At 75.6% G+C, this 16,031-nt stretch carries 16 protein-coding genes; 9 read left to right on the forward strand and 7 right to left on the reverse strand.

Annotated elements, in window-relative coordinates:
• The first annotated feature begins 1 nt into the window (after position 1).
• The 9 genes from HHL19_RS04775 to lgt all read left to right on the forward strand — a co-directional run bounded on the left by HHL19_RS04775 (position 2) and on the right by lgt (position 7,105).
• Positions 2–652: a TIGR02234 family membrane protein gene (locus HHL19_RS04775; protein WP_169085775.1), complete on the forward strand. Its 651-nt coding sequence runs from the start codon at positions 2–4 to the stop codon at positions 650–652.
• 134 nt (positions 653–786) lie between these two features.
• Positions 787–1,041, forward strand: a complete 255-nt coding sequence (locus tag HHL19_RS04780; protein ID WP_169085777.1) for an HGxxPAAW family protein — start codon at positions 787–789, stop codon at positions 1,039–1,041.
• Between the two features lie 207 nt (positions 1,042–1,248).
• Positions 1,249–1,629, forward strand: a complete 381-nt coding sequence (locus tag HHL19_RS04785; RefSeq protein WP_240981449.1) for a DUF2752 domain-containing protein — start codon at positions 1,249–1,251, stop codon at positions 1,627–1,629.
• A 132-nt stretch (positions 1,630–1,761) separates the two neighbouring features.
• Entirely contained in the window at positions 1,762–2,571 is an 810-nt protein-coding gene (trpC, locus tag HHL19_RS04790) for an indole-3-glycerol phosphate synthase TrpC (RefSeq protein WP_169085780.1), read from the forward strand.
• Between the two features lie 67 nt (positions 2,572–2,638).
• Positions 2,639–2,842 (forward strand): hypothetical protein, encoded by a 204-nt coding sequence (locus tag HHL19_RS37030; protein WP_240981450.1) that lies wholly within the window; start codon positions 2,639–2,641, stop codon positions 2,840–2,842.
• Positions 2,843–3,105: 263 nt separating this feature from the next.
• On the forward strand, positions 3,106–4,344 hold the full coding sequence (trpB, locus tag HHL19_RS04800) for a tryptophan synthase subunit beta (protein WP_169085782.1): 1,239 nt from the start codon (positions 3,106–3,108) through the stop codon (positions 4,342–4,344).
• A complete protein-coding gene (gene trpA / locus HHL19_RS04805) occupies positions 4,341–5,159 on the forward strand; it encodes a tryptophan synthase subunit alpha (protein ID WP_169085785.1) in 819 nt (272 codons plus the stop codon). Before trpB ends, trpA begins: the two co-directional genes overlap by 4 nt.
• A gap of 77 nt (positions 5,160–5,236) precedes the next feature.
• On the forward strand, positions 5,237–6,058 hold the full coding sequence (locus HHL19_RS04810) for a thioredoxin domain-containing protein (protein WP_169085787.1): 822 nt from the start codon (positions 5,237–5,239) through the stop codon (positions 6,056–6,058).
• 78 nt (positions 6,059–6,136) lie between these two features.
• Entirely contained in the window at positions 6,137–7,105 is a 969-nt protein-coding gene (lgt, locus tag HHL19_RS04815; RefSeq protein ID WP_169085789.1) for a prolipoprotein diacylglyceryl transferase, read from the forward strand.
• Between the two features lie 99 nt (positions 7,106–7,204).
• Here the strand turns inward: lgt and HHL19_RS04820 are convergent, their stop codons facing one another.
• The 7 genes from HHL19_RS04820 to HHL19_RS04850 all read right to left on the reverse strand — a co-directional run bounded on the left by HHL19_RS04820 (position 7,205) and on the right by HHL19_RS04850 (position 15,885).
• Positions 7,205–8,041, reverse strand: a complete 837-nt coding sequence (locus HHL19_RS04820) for a CoA ester lyase (RefSeq protein ID WP_169085791.1) — start codon at positions 8,039–8,041, stop codon at positions 7,205–7,207.
• Entirely contained in the window at positions 8,038–9,243 is a 1,206-nt protein-coding gene (locus HHL19_RS04825; protein ID WP_169085793.1) for a CoA transferase, read from the reverse strand. The genes HHL19_RS04820 and HHL19_RS04825 overlap by 4 nt, the downstream gene beginning before the upstream one ends.
• Entirely contained in the window at positions 9,240–10,160 is a 921-nt protein-coding gene (gene rbsK, locus HHL19_RS04830; RefSeq protein WP_169085795.1) for a ribokinase, read from the reverse strand. Before rbsK ends, HHL19_RS04825 begins: the two co-directional genes overlap by 4 nt.
• Complete coding sequence (locus tag HHL19_RS04835) at positions 10,157–11,503, reverse strand: ADP-ribosylglycohydrolase family protein (RefSeq protein WP_169086321.1); 1,347 nt, start codon at positions 11,501–11,503, stop codon at positions 10,157–10,159. The genes rbsK and HHL19_RS04835 overlap by 4 nt, the downstream gene beginning before the upstream one ends.
• 428 nt (positions 11,504–11,931) lie before the next feature.
• A complete protein-coding gene (locus HHL19_RS04840) occupies positions 11,932–13,083 on the reverse strand; it encodes an ADP-ribosylglycohydrolase family protein (protein ID WP_169085797.1) in 1,152 nt (383 codons plus the stop codon).
• Positions 13,064–14,431, reverse strand: coding sequence for an ADP-ribosylglycohydrolase family protein (locus tag HHL19_RS04845; protein WP_169086323.1), 1,368 nt, complete (start codon positions 14,429–14,431; stop codon positions 13,064–13,066). Before HHL19_RS04845 ends, HHL19_RS04840 begins: the two co-directional genes overlap by 20 nt.
• Positions 14,432–14,892: 461 nt before the next feature.
• Positions 14,893–15,885, reverse strand: a complete 993-nt coding sequence (locus tag HHL19_RS04850; RefSeq protein ID WP_169085799.1) for an ADP-ribosylglycohydrolase family protein — start codon at positions 15,883–15,885, stop codon at positions 14,893–14,895.
• Positions 15,886–16,031 lie beyond the last annotated feature (146 nt).

The following is a 16,031-nucleotide window of genomic DNA, read 5'->3' on the forward strand; positions in this document are numbered from 1 at the left end:
AGTGGGGTACGTGAGTGCCGCATCCGTACCCCAGCCCCGAGCCGCCCGCGCGGCCGTCACCTCCGGCGGCCGGCGGAGCCTCGCCCTCGCCCTGCTCCTCGGTGCCCTCGGGGCCACCGTCGTGCTGCTCTCCGCCGGCCAGATCTGGGCCGAGGGCACCGCGTCGGTCGCCGGGGGCACCGTCCCCGTCGAGGCCGACGGCGGCACCGTCACCGGCGTCCCGACCGCCCTCGCGATCGTCGGGCTCGCCGCCCTCGTAGCCCTCTTCGCCGTCCGCCGCGCCGGCCGCACCCTCGTCGCCGGGCTCCTCGCCCTGAGCGGCGCCGGGGCCGCCCTCGCCGCCTTCCTCGGCGCCTCCGACAGTGCCGCCCTCGACGCCGAGGCCGCCCGGATCAGCGGCGACACCGCCGCCGCCGTCGCCGGCCTCACCCATACGGCCTGGCCGTACGTGGCCGCCGCCGGCGCCCTCCTCATCCTCGTCGCCGGCCTCTTCGCCCTCCGCTACGGCAAGAGCTGGCCCGCGATGGGCGGCCGCTACGAGCGCTCCGGCGCCCCCCGGCCGTCCCGCCGCGCCGCGGCCGACGACCCCGACCGCCCCGAGGACCTGTGGAAGGCGCTCGACCGCGGCGAGGACCCGACGCACGACGCGTGATCGTCCGGGACCCCCCGAGTCACCTCCGCGGGGTCATGTGCGGAAGAATGACGCCGTCATCACCGACAGCCGTCACCCCGGACGTCACGTCACCTCCGACGTCACCACCGAGCAACATCTACGAGGAGCAACTCATGGCGGGCAGCGCCCACGGACACACCCCGGCCGCCTGGACCGGTGTCATCATCTCCTTCATCGGCTTCTGCATCGCCGGAGTCTTCATGGTGGCGGCGAACATCCCCGGCTTCTGGGCCGGCATCGGCGTCATCCTCCTCGGCGGCGTCGTCGGCGGCGCGATGAAGATCGCCGGCCTCGGCATGCCCAAGGAGTCCGAGGCCGTCGTCTCGGCCCGCGACTCCGCGACCGCCGCGATCAAGGCCCGCGCCTGACCCCCGGCCCGGTCCCCGGGCTTGACGCGTGACACGCGCGGGTCCGGAACCACGCGAACGGCGCAGTCCGGCACGGCCGGGCCGCGCCGTCGTGCGTCCCCGGGCCGCCCGGGCGACAATCACGGCGTGACCGTCGAGCCCACCCCCCAGACCGCCCCCTGGCCCCACGAGGCCGAGGAGTTCCGGCGCAGGCCGCTCGGACGGCGGCTGCTCGCCCCGCTCGCCACCCTCGCCGGCGTCGGCGCCGCCTTCACCTACGTCGGCCTCGTCGACCCCAACGAACCCGGCCACTACCCGGTCTGCCCGCTGCTCCGCTTCACCGGCCTGTACTGCCCCGGCTGCGGCGGCCTGCGCAGCGCCCACGCCGTCGCCCACGGCGACCTCCCGACCGCGCTCGGTGCCAACGCCGTCGCCGTCGCGGGCTACGCCGTCTGCGCGGTTCTCATGGCCGTCTGGCTGGTTCACGCCGTTCGCGGCAGGCCGACCCGGATCACCGTGAAGCCCGCCTGGTGGTGGGCCATCGGGGCGCTGACCGCCCTCTTCACGGTGGTCCGGAACCTTCCGTTCGGCTCCGCGCTGGCCCCCTGAAGTCCCAGCTCGTGGGACGCCGCGCCGCTCGATGCGGATCGGAGGCCCCGCTGCGGATACCATCGACATGGCTGAACCGTGTTCATTCAGGTTCCCGTGGAACCGTCACCGTCCCGGAAGGGGGCCTCTCGCGTGAGTGTGCTCGACGAGATCATCGAAGGCGTGCGCGCCGACCTCGCAGAGCGGCAGGCGCGGGTCTCCCTCGACGAGCTCAAGGAGCGGGCCGCCAAGGCCCCGCAGGCCAAGGACGGGGTCGCCGCGCTGCGCGGCGACGGCGTCAAGGTGATCTGCGAGGTCAAGCGCTCCAGCCCGTCCAAGGGAGCACTCGCGGCCATCGCCGACCCGGCGGGGCTCGCCGCCGACTACGAGGCGGGCGGCGCCGCCGTCATCTCCGTCCTCACCGAGCAGCGCCGCTTCGGCGGCTCGCTCGCCGACCTGGAGGCCGTGCGCGCCCGGGTGGACATCCCGGTCCTGCGCAAGGACTTCATCGTCACCGCCTACCAGCTCTGGGAGGCCCGGGCGTACGGAGCGGATCTCGCGCTCCTCATCGTCGCCGCCCTGGAGCAGGAGGCCCTCGTCTCCCTCATCGAGCGCGCCGAGTCCATCGGGCTCACCCCGCTCGTCGAGGTCCACGACGAGGAGGAGGTCGAGCGCGCGGTCGACGCCGGCGCCCGGATCATCGGCGTCAACGCCCGCAACCTCAAGACCCTCCAGGTCGACCGCTCCACCTTCGAGCGCGTCGCCCCGGAGATCCCGGACCACATCGTCAAGATCGCCGAGTCCGGCGTCCGCGGTCCGCACGACCTCATCGCCTACGCCAACGCCGGCGCCGACGCGGTGCTGGTCGGCGAGTCGCTGGTCACCGGCCGCGACCCGAAGACCGCCGTCGCCGACCTGGTCGCCGCCGGCGCGCACCCCGCCCTGCGGCACGGGCGGAGCTGACCCCGCCGTGACCCGCTGCCGCGCCGTGCCGACCGCCCCGGGCTCCACCGCCCGCGGACCCGTCGGCCTGCGCGCGGTCGCCGTACCGGCCCACGCCCGGCTCGCCCGGGGCTGCCGGCCCCGCGGCTGCCGGGCGCCCGCCCGCCGGGTCCACGGCCGCCGGGTCCGCCACTGCATCGGCTCCGAACCGGGCACGGTCCCGGGCATGCGATGGCGCGCCCGCACCTCACGCGCGCGCCCGTCGTTGCGTTGTGGGCATACGTTCCGCTAGGGCGGAACGGGTGGGCACAACGGAACGGCACCTTCGCGGGTGCCTCCGCACCTGTCGCCTGAACCCGCACCCGTACGGAGCCGTACATCGGGTGCGGGCTCAGGCGCGGAAAGCCTTGGGCCCGGCAGGGGCGCCGTCCCTGTGCCCACCCGTCCCGCCCCGCGGGACGCCTGCCCACAGGCACGGCGGCGGCACCACACCGCGCGTGTACGAAGCGAGTCACGTCCTATCGGCCGCATCGCCCCGCGAGGAGCAGCATCAGCATGACCAGCGAGTTCTTCATCCCGGACCCGGAGGGTCAGGTCCCGTCGCCCGAGGGCTACTTCGGCGCCTTCGGCGGCAAGTTCATCCCCGAGGCCCTCGTCGCCGCCGTCGACGAGGTCGCCGTCGAGTACGAGAAGGCCAAGAACGACCCCGAGTTCGCCCGCGAGCTCGGCGACCTCATGGCCAACTACACCGGCCGCCCCAGCGCCCTCACCGAGGTGCCCCGCTTCGCCGAGCACGCCGGCGGCGCCCGGATCTTCCTCAAGCGCGAGGACCTCAACCACACCGGCTCGCACAAGATCAACAACGTGCTCGGCCAGGCCCTGCTCACCAAGCGCATGGGCAAGACCCGGGTCATCGCCGAGACCGGCGCCGGCCAGCACGGCGTCGCCACCGCCACCGCCTGCGCCCTCTTCGGCCTCGAATGCACCATCTACATGGGCGAGGTCGACACCCAGCGCCAGGCCCTCAACGTGGCCCGGATGCGGATGCTCGGCGCCGAGGTCATCGCCGTGAAGTCCGGCAGCCGTACCCTCAAGGACGCCATCAACGAGGCGTTCCGCGACTGGGTCGCCAACGTCGACCGGACGCACTACCTCTTCGGCACCGTCGCGGGCCCGCACCCCTTCCCGGCGATGGTCCGCGACTTCCACCGGGTCATCGGCGTCGAGGCCCGCCGCCAGCTCCTGGAGCGGGCCGGCCGCCTCCCCGACGCGGCGATCGCCTGCGTCGGCGGCGGCTCCAACGCCATCGGCCTCTTCCACGCCTTCCTGCCCGACACCGGCGTCCGGCTCATCGGCTGCGAGCCGGCCGGCCACGGCGTCGAGACCGGCGAGCACGCGGCCACCCTCACCGCCGGCGAGCCCGGCATCCTGCACGGCTCCCGCTCGTACGTCCTCCAGGACGACGAGGGCCAGATCACCGAGCCGTACTCGATCTCGGCGGGCCTCGACTACCCCGGCATCGGCCCGGAGCACTCGTACCTCAAGGACACCGGCCGCGGCGAGTACCGGGCCGTCACCGACGACGCCGCCATGCAGGCGCTGCGGCTGCTCTCCCGTACCGAGGGCATCATCCCGGCCATCGAGTCGGCGCACGCGCTCGCCGGCGCCCTGGAGGTCGGCGAGGAGCTCGGCAAGGACGCGCTCCTCGTCGTGAACCTCTCCGGCCGCGGCGACAAGGACATGGACACGGCCGCCCGCTACTTCGGCCTGTACGACGGGGAGGGTTCGAAGTGACCACCGGAAACGTTCAGCTGCTCGCCGACACCCTGGAGCGCGCGAAGTCCGAGGACCGGGCCGCGCTCATCGCCTACCTCCCGGCCGGCTTCCCGACCGTGGACGGCGGCATCAAGGCGATCAAGGCGGCCTTCGAGGGCGGCGCGGACATCGTCGAGGTCGGTCTGCCGCACAGCGACCCGGTCCTCGACGGGCCCGTCATCCAGACCGCCGACGACATCGCCCTGCGCGGCGGCGTGAAGATCGCCGACGTCATGCGGACGGTGAAGGAGGCCCACCAGGCCACCGGCAAGCCCGTCCTCGTCATGACGTACTGGAACCCGATCGACCGGTACGGCGTCGAGCGCTTCGTCCGGGAGCTCGCCGAGGCCGGCGGCGCCGGCTGCATCCTGCCCGACCTGCCGGTCCAGGAGTCCGCCCTGTGGCGGGAGCACGCCGACGCGCACGGTCTCGCCACCGTCTTCGTCGTCGCCCCCAGCAGCAAGGACGAGCGGCTCGCCACCATCACCGCGGTGGGCTCCGGCTTCGTCTACGCCGCCTCCCTCATGGGCGTCACCGGCACCCGCGCCTCGGTCGGCGAGCAGGCCGCCGACCTGGTCCGCCGCACCCGGGTCACCTCGAAGATCCCGGTCTGCGTCGGCCTCGGCGTCTCCAACGCCGCCCAGGCCCGCGAGGTCGCCGCCTTCGCCGACGGCGTCATCGTCGGCTCGGCCTTCGTCCAGCGGATCCTCGACGCCGACGGCGACGAGGCCGCCGGACTCGCCGCCGTAAAGGAACTGGCGGCCGAACTGGCGGACGGCGTACGCCGTGACTGATCACCCGATGTAGTCCATTCGGGTGGATATGGGACCGGGGAGGCGCGGACGCGCCTCCCCGGTTCGTTGCTGTGGGCGTGAGCGAGAAGAACCGTGACGGTAGTAACAAGAGCGCGCGGGAGCGCCTCCAGCAGCAGCGCGAGCGCGAGAAGGCCCGCGAGAAGCAGCGGCGGGTCCTGATCGTGACGGCGGGAGTGGTCGGCGTCCTCGGCCTCGCCGCCGTCGTCGGCGTGATCGCCGCGAGCGGCGACAAGGACTCCGGGTCCGACAAGGCCGGGCCCGTCGTCGCCCCCACCGGCTCGATCGAGGGCGACAAGCCGGCCATCCCCACCGGGAAGACGGACGCCCCGTCCACCCTCCAGATCTGGGAGGACTTCCGCTGCCCGGCCTGCGCCCAGTTCGAGAACGTGATGCGGGACTCCATCCACGAACTGGAGGCCGCCGGGGCGCTCAAGGCCGAGTACCACCTCGCCACCCTCATCGACGGCAACATGGGCGGCAGCGGCTCGCTGCGCGCGGCGAACGCGGCGGCCTGTGCCCAGGACGCCGGCAAGTTCACCGCGTACCACGACACGCTCTACACCAACCAGCCGCAGGAGACCGACGACGCCTTCGGGAACAACGCCAAGCTGATCGAGCTGGCCGCCAAGGTCCCCGGCCTCGACACGCCGTCGTTCCGCTCCTGCGTCGAGGACGGCACGCACGACAGCTGGGTCGAGAAGTCCCACGAGGCCTTCCGGAACGGCGGCTTCCGCGGCACCCCGTCCGTCCTGCTCAACGGAGAATCGATCTTCCCGGACAAGGGCGGCGAGCAGATCTCGCCGGAGAACCTGAAGAAGTGGGTCGCCGAGGCCAACGAGGGCAAGAAGCCGGGCACCGCCTCCCCCTCGGCGGGGTAGCGCCGAGGGGTTAGTTACCCAGACGTTGCCGGGTGGGCTGCCGGTCCGCCCGCCCGGCAGGGTAGCGTCGGACCTGCCATGGACCTTGCCTACATTCCCAGCCCGTCGACCGGTGTCCTCCACCTCGGACCGATCCCGCTGCGCGGCTATGCCTTCTGCATCATCCTCGGTGTCTTCGTCGCCGTCTGGCTCGGCAACAAGCGCTGGATCGCCCGGGGCGGCACCGCCGGCACCGTCGCCGACATCGCCGTCTGGGCGGTGCCGTTCGGCCTCGTCGGCGGACGCCTCTACCACGTGATCACCGACTACCAGCTGTACTTCAGCGAGGGTGAGAACTGGGTCGACGCCTTCAAGATCTGGGAGGGCGGCCTCGGCATCTGGGGCGCCATCGCCTTCGGCGCCGTCGGCGCCTGGATCGGCTGCCGCCGCCGGGGCATCCCGCTCCCGGCGTACGCGGACGCCATCGCGCCCGGCATCGTCCTCGCCCAGGCCATCGGCCGCTGGGGCAACTGGTTCAACCAGGAGCTGTACGGCAGGCCCACCGACCTGCCGTGGGCGCTGAAGATCACCGAGAGCGCCAACCGCGAGGCCGGGCTCTACCACCCGACCTTCCTCTACGAGTCCCTCTGGTGCGTCGGCGTCGCCGTCCTCGTCATCTGGGCCGACCGCCGCTTCAAGCTCGGCCACGGCCGCGCCTTCGCCCTGTACGTCGCCGCCTACTGCGCCGGCCGCGGCTGGATCGAGTACATGCGGGTCGACGAGGCCCACCACATCCTGGGCCTGCGGCTCAACGTGTGGACCGCGATCATCGTCTTCCTCCTCGCCGTCGTCTACATGGTCGTCTCGGCGCGGATCCGTCCGGGCCGCGAGGAGCTCGTCGAGCCGCGCTCCCGCAAGCCGGTGGACCCGGAGACGCCCGGGGACACGGAGAAGGCCGTGGACATGGAGAAGACCGAGCGGGCGGAGAAGACGGACGACGCCCCGGCGGACTCCGACGACGTCGAGAACGGGGCCGGGAACGGCGCCGGGTCGGCTGCCAAGGGCTGACGCCCCGGCCGTACTCCGGCCGTACCCCCTTCCGTACGCCCACGAGGGCCGCCGGGACCGAAGAGGTCCCGGCGGCCCTCGCGCATGTCCCGGTACGGGTCAGCCGAGGCGGTCCGCGAGGGCCAGGACCCGGTGGGCGCCCGCCACCACCGCCGCGTCCACGAACCGGCCGTCCGCCAGGGCCAGCGCGCCCCGGTCGGTCTCGGCCGCCGCCACCACCGCGCGGGCCGCGTCGACCTCCTGCGCGGTCGGCAGATAGGCCCGCTCGATCACCGGGAGCTGCCGGGGGTGGATGGCGGCCCGGCCGAGGAAGCCGAGCGCCCGGCCCCGGACGCAGCCGGCGGCCAGCGCGTCGAGGTCGCCGATGTCCGCGTGGACCGACTGCACGGGCGGCGGCAGCCGTGCCGCCCGGGCGGCGACCACGATCCGGCTGCGCGGCCAGTCGAGCCCGCCGTCCTCGCGCACCCCCAGGTCGGCGCGGAGGTCGGCCTCGCCGAGGGAGAGGCCGCGCACCGCCGGGTGGGCGGTGGCGATGGCGTACGCCTGCTCCACGGCCAGGGCGTTCTCCAGGAGCGGGTAGAGCGGGAGGCCGGGCGCGAGCTCGCTGATCCGGTGGATGTCGGAGGGGTGTGTCACCTTGGGTACACGGAGACCGCCGAGGCCGGGGAGGGAGGCCAGGACGGGGATGTCGCGCGGGGTGTGGATGCGGACGTGCACCGGGACCGGGTGGGCGTCGGAGAGCAGATCGACGGTGGCGTCGAGGGCGTACGCCTTGCGGTCGGGGGCGACCGCGTCCTCCAGGTCCACGATGACCACGTCGGCGCCCGAGCCGAGCGCCTTGCCGACCACCTCCGGGCGGTCGCCGGGGGCGTACAGCCAGGTGAGGGGGAGTCTGCCGCGGTGCCGCAGGCCGTTCACGGCGCCCGGGGCGCTCATACCGCCCCCTGGGCGCGCAGGGCGCTGATCTCGGCGGGGGCGAAGCCGGCCGCGGTCAGGACCTCGTCGGTGTCGGCGCCGTGCGGGCGGCCGGCCCAGCGGATCCCGCCGGGCGTCTCGGAGAGCCGGAAGAGCACGTTCTGCATGCGGATCGGGCCGAGTTCCGGGTCGGGGACCTCGGTGACCGTGCCGAGCGCCTGGTACTGGGGGTCGGCCAGGACGTCCCGGACGTCGTAGACCGGGGCGATCGCGGCCTCCGCCTTCTCGAAGGCGGCCATGGCCTCGTCGCGGGTGTGGCGGGCGATCCAGGAGCCGACGGCCTCGTCGAGGACGTCGGCGTGCGCGGCCCGGCCCGTGCCGTCGGCGAACCACGGCTCGTCGATCAGCTCGGCGCGGTCCACCAGGCGCAGCACGCGCTCGGCGATGGACTGCGCGGAGGTGGAGACGGCCACCCAGGAGCCGTCGGAGGTCCGGTAGGTGTTGCGGGGGGCGTTGTTGCGGGAGCGGTTGCCGGTGCGCGGCTGGACGTAGCCGAGCTGGTCGTACCAGAGGGGGTGGGGGCCGACGACGGAGAGCATCGGTTCGATGATGGCCATGTCGACGACCTGGCCGTGGCCGGTCGTGGTCCTCGCGGTGAGCGCGGTCATCACCGCGTACGCGGTGGCGAGGGCGGCGACCGAGTCGGCGAGGCCGAAGGGGGGCAGGGTCGGCGGGCCGTCGGGCTCGCCGGTGATCGCGGCGAAGCCGCTCATCGCCTCGGCGAGGGTCCCGAAGCCGGGGCGGTGGGCGTACGGCCCGAACTGGCCGAAGCCGGTGACCCGGGCCAGGACGAGGCGCGGGTTGGCCGTGGACAGCTCCTCCCAGCCCAGGCCCCAGCGTTCCAGGGTGCCGGGGCGGAAGTTCTCCACGATCACGTCGGCGTCGGCGGCGAGGCGCAGCAGGGCGTCCCGGCCGCCGGGGGTGGACAGGTCGAGGGTCACGGTCCGCTTGTTGCGGCCCAGGACCTTCCACCACAGGCCCACCCCGTCCTTGGCGGGGCCGTGGCCCCGGGACGGGTCGGGCTTGCGGGGGTGCTCGACCTTGACGACGTCGGCGCCGAAGTCGCCGAGCATCATGGCGGCCAGCGGCCCGGCGAAGAGCGTCGCCAGATCGAGGACGCGGAGCCCGTCCAGGGGCGCGGCGGGGGAGGGGGCGGTGGTCATGTGGGGTCGGCCTCCAGGGACGCGGGGGTGCCGAGGGCCGTGTCGATCTCGGTGCGGTACGGCATCGAGGTCGACGCGCCCTCGCGCCGGACGGACAGCGCGGCGGCCGTGCCGGCCCAGGTCAGCGCCTCGGGCACGGGACGGCCCTCGCCGAGGGCGACCGCGAGGGCGCCGACGAAGGTGTCGCCGGCCGCGGTGGTGTCCACGGCCCGCACCTGGGGGGCGGGCACGGCGAGCAGTTCCGCGCCGCGCGCCGCGTAGAGACAGCCGGCCGCGCCGAGGGTGACGACGACCTCGGGGACGACTTCGAGGAGGGCGAGCGCGGCGGCGTGCGGGTCGGCGCGGCCGGTGAGCGCCGTGGCCTCGTGCTCGTTGGGCACCAGCAGGTCGGTGACGTCGAAGAGTTCGGGCGGCAGCGGCTGGACGGGGGCCGGGGTGAGGACGGTCTTCACGCCGTTCCGGCGGGCGTGCGCGGCGCCGTCGACGACCGCGGAGAGGGGGAGTTCGAGCTGGAGGAGGAGCAGGTCGGCGGTGGCGATCAGGGCCTCGTCGCCGTGGCTGAGGGAGGTGACGGTGCCGTTGGCGCCGGGGACCACGACGATGGCGTTGCCGCCCTCGTCGTCCACGACGATGTGCGCGGTGCCCGAGGGGCCCTCGACGGTGCGGAGCAGGTCGGTGTCGACGGAGCAGTGCTCCAGGGTGTCGCGGAGCCGGTATCCGAAGTCGTCGGAGCCGACCGCGCCGATCATGGCGACCTCGCCGCCGGCGCGGGCGGCGGCGACCGCCTGGTTGGCGCCCTTGCCGCCGGGGATCGTGCGGAAGGCCCGGCCGGTGACGGTCTCGCCGCGGGCCGGGGCCTTCGGCACGTAGGCGACGAGGTCCATGTTGGTGCTCCCGAGTACCACGATGCTGGTCATGGGCGTACTGCCTCCAGGTGGGTCAGGTCGGCGAGGGCGTCGAACCCGATGCCGTCGAAGGACGCCACCGAGGTCGAGAGCCGGTTCTTCAGGGGGGAGGTCCAGCGGTCGGGGAGCCGGTCCGGGTGTCCGGCGAGGAGACCGGCGACGGAGCCGGCGGTGGCGCCGTTGGAGTCGGTGTCCCAGCCGCCGGAGACCGCCGCGCAGACGGAGCGGGTGAAGTCGCCGTCGGCGTGGGTGAGCGCGGCGGCGAGCAGCGCGGTGTTCGGCACGGCATGGACCCAGTGGTACCCGCCGTAGCGGGCGTGCAGCCGGTCGACGACGGTGTCGAACGCGGGGTCGGCGCGGGCGGTGGCGATGCCGTACCGGACGGCCTCGGCGAGCCGGGAGCGGGGCGGGACGACGGAGAGCCCGGCGGCCAGCGCGCGGTGGACGTCGCCGGTGCCGTCCGCGGCGGCGGCCAGGGCCGCGGCGACGAACATCGCGCCGTGGACGCCGGCGGCGGTGTGGCTGAGGACGGCGTCCCGGTGGGCCTGGGCGGCGGCCCCGGCCGGGTCGCCGGGGCGGGTCCAGCCGTGGACGTCGGCCCGGATCTGGGCGCCGATCCACTCCCGGAAGGGGTTGCGGCGGACGGCGGTCAGCGGCGGTTCGATCCCGTCGAGGAGGTTGCGGTAGGCGATCCGCTCGGCGGTGAAGGTCCGGCCGGCGGGGAGCTCGTCCAGCCACAGGCGGGCGACGTCGGCGGTGGTGAAGTCACGGCCGTGGCGGCGGAGGAGGAGCAGGGCGAGGAGGGGGTAGTCGAGGTCGTCGTCCTCGGGCATGCCGTCGATGTTCTCGGCGAGCGAGGTGGCGGCGGAACGGCGGTTCCAGGGGTGGGCCGCGAGCAGTTCCCGGGGGACTCCGCGCGCGGTGAACCAGTCGTCGAGCGGCCAGTTCCCGGCGGCCCGGGCGAGCGCCCGGATGGCGTCCAGCGGCAGCTTCTCGACGGGCTTCCCGAGCACACACCCGACGGCCCTGCCGAGCCAGGCGGCGTGCAGCCGGTCGCGGAGGGCGGGGTCCTCGGCGGCGCCGGGGAGCGGGGCGGGGCGGTCGGGGCAGGCGGCGACGATCGCGTCGAGGGCGGTGGGCTCGTCGGCGGCGAGGGGGGAGGGGAGGGCGTCGAGGGCGTCGAGCAGCTCCTCGGCGAGCGGCCGCAGTTCCGGCCGGGGCCCGGGGGAGGCGCCGGCGGCGGGCGGCGCGGGGTGCCCGCCGGCGGCGTACCAGCGCGCCGCGAGCTCCCGCGCGTCCCGCCCGTCCTCGGCGGCCTGCCGCAGCTCGTGTCCGACGAGGTCCTCGGGCTGCACCCAGGTGAGCCGGAGCGCGGGAGCGGGTGCCGGCCGTCCGTCGGAGGCGTGCCGGGCTCCGGTGGCGGGTGCCGTGCGGGCGTACGGGGCGGGCCCGGTGGTGCCGGGGGCGTCGCGGGGCGCGGCCCGGTCGGGTGCGAGTCCGGGGTACGCGGTGGGTGGCGCGGCGGAACGGGCCCGGTGGGCGGGCTTCGTGGCCGGCGGGCGGGGCGGCGCGGTCCTGGCGCCCGGGGTGGTCGCCGGGTCCGTGCCGGTCGTGGTGAGCGCGGGAGGGACGGGCGTGGCTCCGGGGCCTGGGGGGTGGCCCGGGCCGGGGGACGCGGCCGGTCGTGCCGGGGCGGCCGTGCGGGGCGGCCCGGGGGTGTGCGCCGGTGTGCGGGTGGCAGGGCGGGCCGGGGGGCGGTCCGGGTGGGCGGGGGTGGTGTCGGTCATCGGGCCGGATCCGTCAGGGCGGCGCGGGCGGACTCGTGGGCGCGGCGGCGGGCGGTGTCGCGGGCGAAGACCTCGGCGGCGACCGCGGCGAGGGAACGGGCCGGGGCGTGGAGGTCGAGGCGGCTGGCCTCCGCCACCCGCTTCGCCCACTCCGCGGGGACGGCGGCCTCGCCGTGGAGGGCGCCGGCGATCGCGCCCGCCATGGTGGCGATGGAGTCGCAGTCGCGTCCGTAGTTGACCGCGCCGAGGACCGTACGGCGGTAGTCGCCCTCGCCGACCAGGAGCATGCCGAGCGCGATCGGCAGCTCCTCGATGGCGTGGAGGCGGGAGGGGCGGCGGGCGTCGAGACCGGGGTTGCGGTAGTCGGGGCCGACGGAGTCGTACGGGGCCACCGCCCTGCGGAGCGGTACGAGCGCGGACTCGAAGTCCCGGTGGCGGTCGGCGGCTTCGGCGACCGCCTCGATCGCGGCGCGGGTGCCGTCCTTGGCGAGGGCCAGGGCGGTGTCGACGACCGTGCGCGGGGTGGCGCCGGGGACGCAGGCCGCCGCGACCGCCGCCGCGAGGACGCCTGCCGCCTCGCGGCCGTACGAGGACTGGTGGGCGCCCGCGACGTCGATCGCCTCGGCGTACGCGCCGTGCGGGTCGGCGGCGTTGACCAGGCCGACCGGGGCCATGTACATCGCGGCGCCGCAGTTGACGATGTTTCCGGTGCCGGCCTCGCGGGGGTCGTTGTGCCCGTAGTGGAGGCGGGCGACCAGCCACTTCTCGGCGAGGAAGATCCGCTGGAGGGGGAGCGCCTCCGCCTCCAGCTCGGGGATCCACACGGGCGTGCCCATGAGTTCGGGCACGAGGTGGTCCGCGACGGCGTACGCGTCGAGGTGGTCGCGGACCCTCTCGTACACCCGGACGAGGGCGTGGGTCATCAGGGTGTCGTCGGTGACGTGCCCGTCGCCCTTGTGGTACGGGGCGATGGGGCGGGCGGTGCGCCAGGCGTCGCCGTTCCAGGGGCCGACGATGCCGGTGACGCGGCCGCCGTGGCGTTCGGCGATCTGCTCGGGGGTGTACCCCTCCACGGGGCCGCCGAGGGCGTCGCCGACGGCGGCACCGAGGAGACTTCCGGTGATCCGGTCATCCAGTGTGGGTGTCATGTCGGAATTGTCCACCTGGGGGCGCCGGTTCCGTGGCTCCCAGGAGCCCGGCGAGTTCCACCAGGTCCGTACCGGCGAGGCGGGGGAGCGCGCAGCCGGAGAGCGTCCGGCAGGCGTCCCGCCAGCTCGCCGGGACCGAACGGCCGCCGCCGAGCGCGCCGGTGAGCGCGCCGGCCAGGGCGGGGGCGGAGTCGGCGACCCGGGACAGGCAGGCGGCGGCCGGGACGGCGGCGGTCATCGCGCCGCGCGCGGCGACGGTCAGCGCGAGGGCGACCGGGACGGTCTCGGCGGCGGCGATGCCGTAGCTGTAGACGTGGTCGACGATCTGGTGCTCCAGGAGGGGGACCAGTTCGAAGGCGGTGTCGGCGGTGCGGGCCAGTTTCACGGCGTGGCGGGCGTTGCGGCCGATCTCGTTGACCGGCGGGAGTTCGGCGAGGGCGGCCTCGACGGCGGTGTCCGGGTCCGCGCCGCCGAGGGCCGCGGCGACCGCGGCGGCGGTGGCGCGGGCGCCGTGGACGCCGTCGCCGTCCTGGGTGTACCGGGCGTCGAACTCGGCGAGTCCGGCGGCGGCGCGCGGGTCGCCCGGGTGGACGGTCGCGAGGACGGCGGCGCGGACGCAGGCGGCGTCGTCGAAGTAGTGCGGGTTGTCGTGGCCGGTGGCGGGCGGGCGCAGACCGGTGGCGAGATTGCCGAGGCCGGCGCGGACGGAGATGCGGGCGCGGAGGGGGAGGACGGCGGACTCGATCTCCGGCGCGCGGTCGGCGGCGGCGGCGACCTGGCCGGCGAGGTGGTTCCAGGCGAGGTCGACGGCGGCGCGGAGCCGGCGCTCCGGGGGGAGGGCGGCGAAGAGGGGGCCGGTGGCGGCCAGGACCGCCTCCGCGGTGAAGGCCGCCCACTCGGCGTCGTCGGAGGGGCCGAGGCGGAGGGGTTCGGGGGGCTGGTTCAGGGCGATGGGGACGGGGAGGGTGGTCGTCGCGTTCTGCTCCGCGAAGGTGTCGAGCTCGCGGGTGAGGCGGCGGGTCCATTCGGGCATGCGGGCGGCGCGGTGCCGGGCGGCGGGCCAGCCGGCGGCGTCCCCCGCGGCGAGGCCCAGGAGCAGCCCCTCGACCCGCTCCCGGCTCGCCTTGGCCGGGGCGGCCGACCCCGCAGTCTCCCGCGCGCGCCCCGCGGCCCAGGTGCCGGTGGCGCGCGGGGCGGTACGGGGCGCACCGGCGCGGTCCGGCACGGAGGGGCGCTGCGAATCGGCGCCCGGCACCGGGAGGCCCTGCGGGGCGTGGCCCTGTGAGTCGGCGCCCGGCACCGGGGGCGGGTCCGGCGGGGCGTCGGTCGCCGGGACGGTGCCCGGCATCGGGCCGGGGGCCGGAGGGGTGTCGGTCGCATGCAGGAGGCCCCGCACCGGGAGGTCCTGCGGGGCGTGGCCCTGCGAGTCGGTGCCCGGCATCGGGGGCTGTGCCCACCCTCCCCCAAGCTCTCGGCTTCGTTCGAGCAGGGGGGACCCCCATCGCCCTGCGGAACGCCTGCCCACAGCTGGGGCGGCAGGGGCGGCGGGGCCGGCAGGCCCGGAAGGGCTGGCCCCGGGAGCGCCGGGCGTGCCGGGAGTGCCGGATCCGGCGGGTCCGGCGGGTGCGGCGGGTGCGGTGGAGGTGGAAGGCGCGGCAGCGTGAGCGGCGGGGACGCCGGGGTCGGCGGGGCCGCCGGGCCCGGAAGGGCTGGCCCCGGGAGCGCCGGGAGTGCCGGATCCGGCGGGGCCGGTAGGGCTGGCCTCGGGGGGCGTGGGGGTGGCGGGTGTGGGGGGCGTGGTGGGGGCGCTCATGGGGTGGGCTCCGGGGTGAGGAGGTCGGCTACTTCCAGGACGTGGTGGCCGCGCATCGTGGGGAGGCAGCTGCCGGTGACCGGGGTGATGGCCGTCGCCCATTCGTGGGGGATCGCCGTCAGGCCGCCCGCCGCGCCGGCCAGGGCGCCGGCCACCGCGGCGGTGGTGTCGGCGTCGCGGCCCATGTTCACGGCCGTCAGGACCGCCGTGCGGAAGTCGCCGCGGGCCGCCGCGAAGGCGCCGAAGGCGAGGCCGACGGCCTCCGGGGCGAGGTCGGTCCAGGGGTAGCCGCCGATGACCACCGCGGAGCGGACCTGGCGTTCGCGGGTGAGCGGGTCCGGCTGGACCCGCTGGGCCGCGACCACCGCGCGGCGCAGCGAGCGGGCCGTCCAGGAGTCCATGGGGATCACCGAGAGGGCCGCGGCGATCACGGAGGTCACCGTCGCGCCGGACATCGCCGCCGCGACGCCCGCCGCGACCGCTTGGCCGCCGTAGATTCCTTCGCCCTCGTGGCTGACGCTGCCGTCGATGGCGACCAGGCGGGCGGCTTCGGCCGGGCGGCCGGCGGCGAAGACGCCGAAGGGGGCGGCCCGCATGGCCAGGCCGTCCGACCACGCGTGGCGGTGCTGGGCGGAGATGGGGGCCGCCAGGCCGCGCCGGAGGTTCTCCAGGGTGCCGCGCTCCGAGAAGCCGGCGCCGCGGAAGGGGCCCTCGTCGAGGTCGGCGATCCAGCGGTGCCAGGCCCGTTCGACGTGGGCGACGGTGAGCGCCGAGCCGTGCCGGGCGAGCAGCAGCGCCGAGAAGATCGCGTACTCGGTGTCGTCGGTGCCGGCCGGACGGTCCGTCAGGAAGCCCTCGATCCGGCCCCAGCGGCGGCGGATCTCGGAGGGTTTCATGTTCTCGGCGGGGGCGCCGAGCGCGTCGCCGACGGCGAGGCCGAGCAGCGCCCCCCTCGCCCGTTCCCGGGTGTCGCATGCCGTGGTCACCATCCGCGCGCCCCTTCCCTCGGTGCGGGCACCGCAACGGCGGTACCCCTTCGCCTGGATCTGTGCCACGGCGTGCGGACGACTCGCCGATGGGCGGCTTCTGTCACCCGTCTGTCGGCGGGGCGAAGGAGGTTGAGGGGGTGTCAGGC

It is taken from the genome of Streptomyces sp. R302, from assembly GCF_012927245.1.
Taxonomy (GTDB): domain Bacteria; phylum Actinomycetota; class Actinomycetes; order Streptomycetales; family Streptomycetaceae; genus Streptomyces.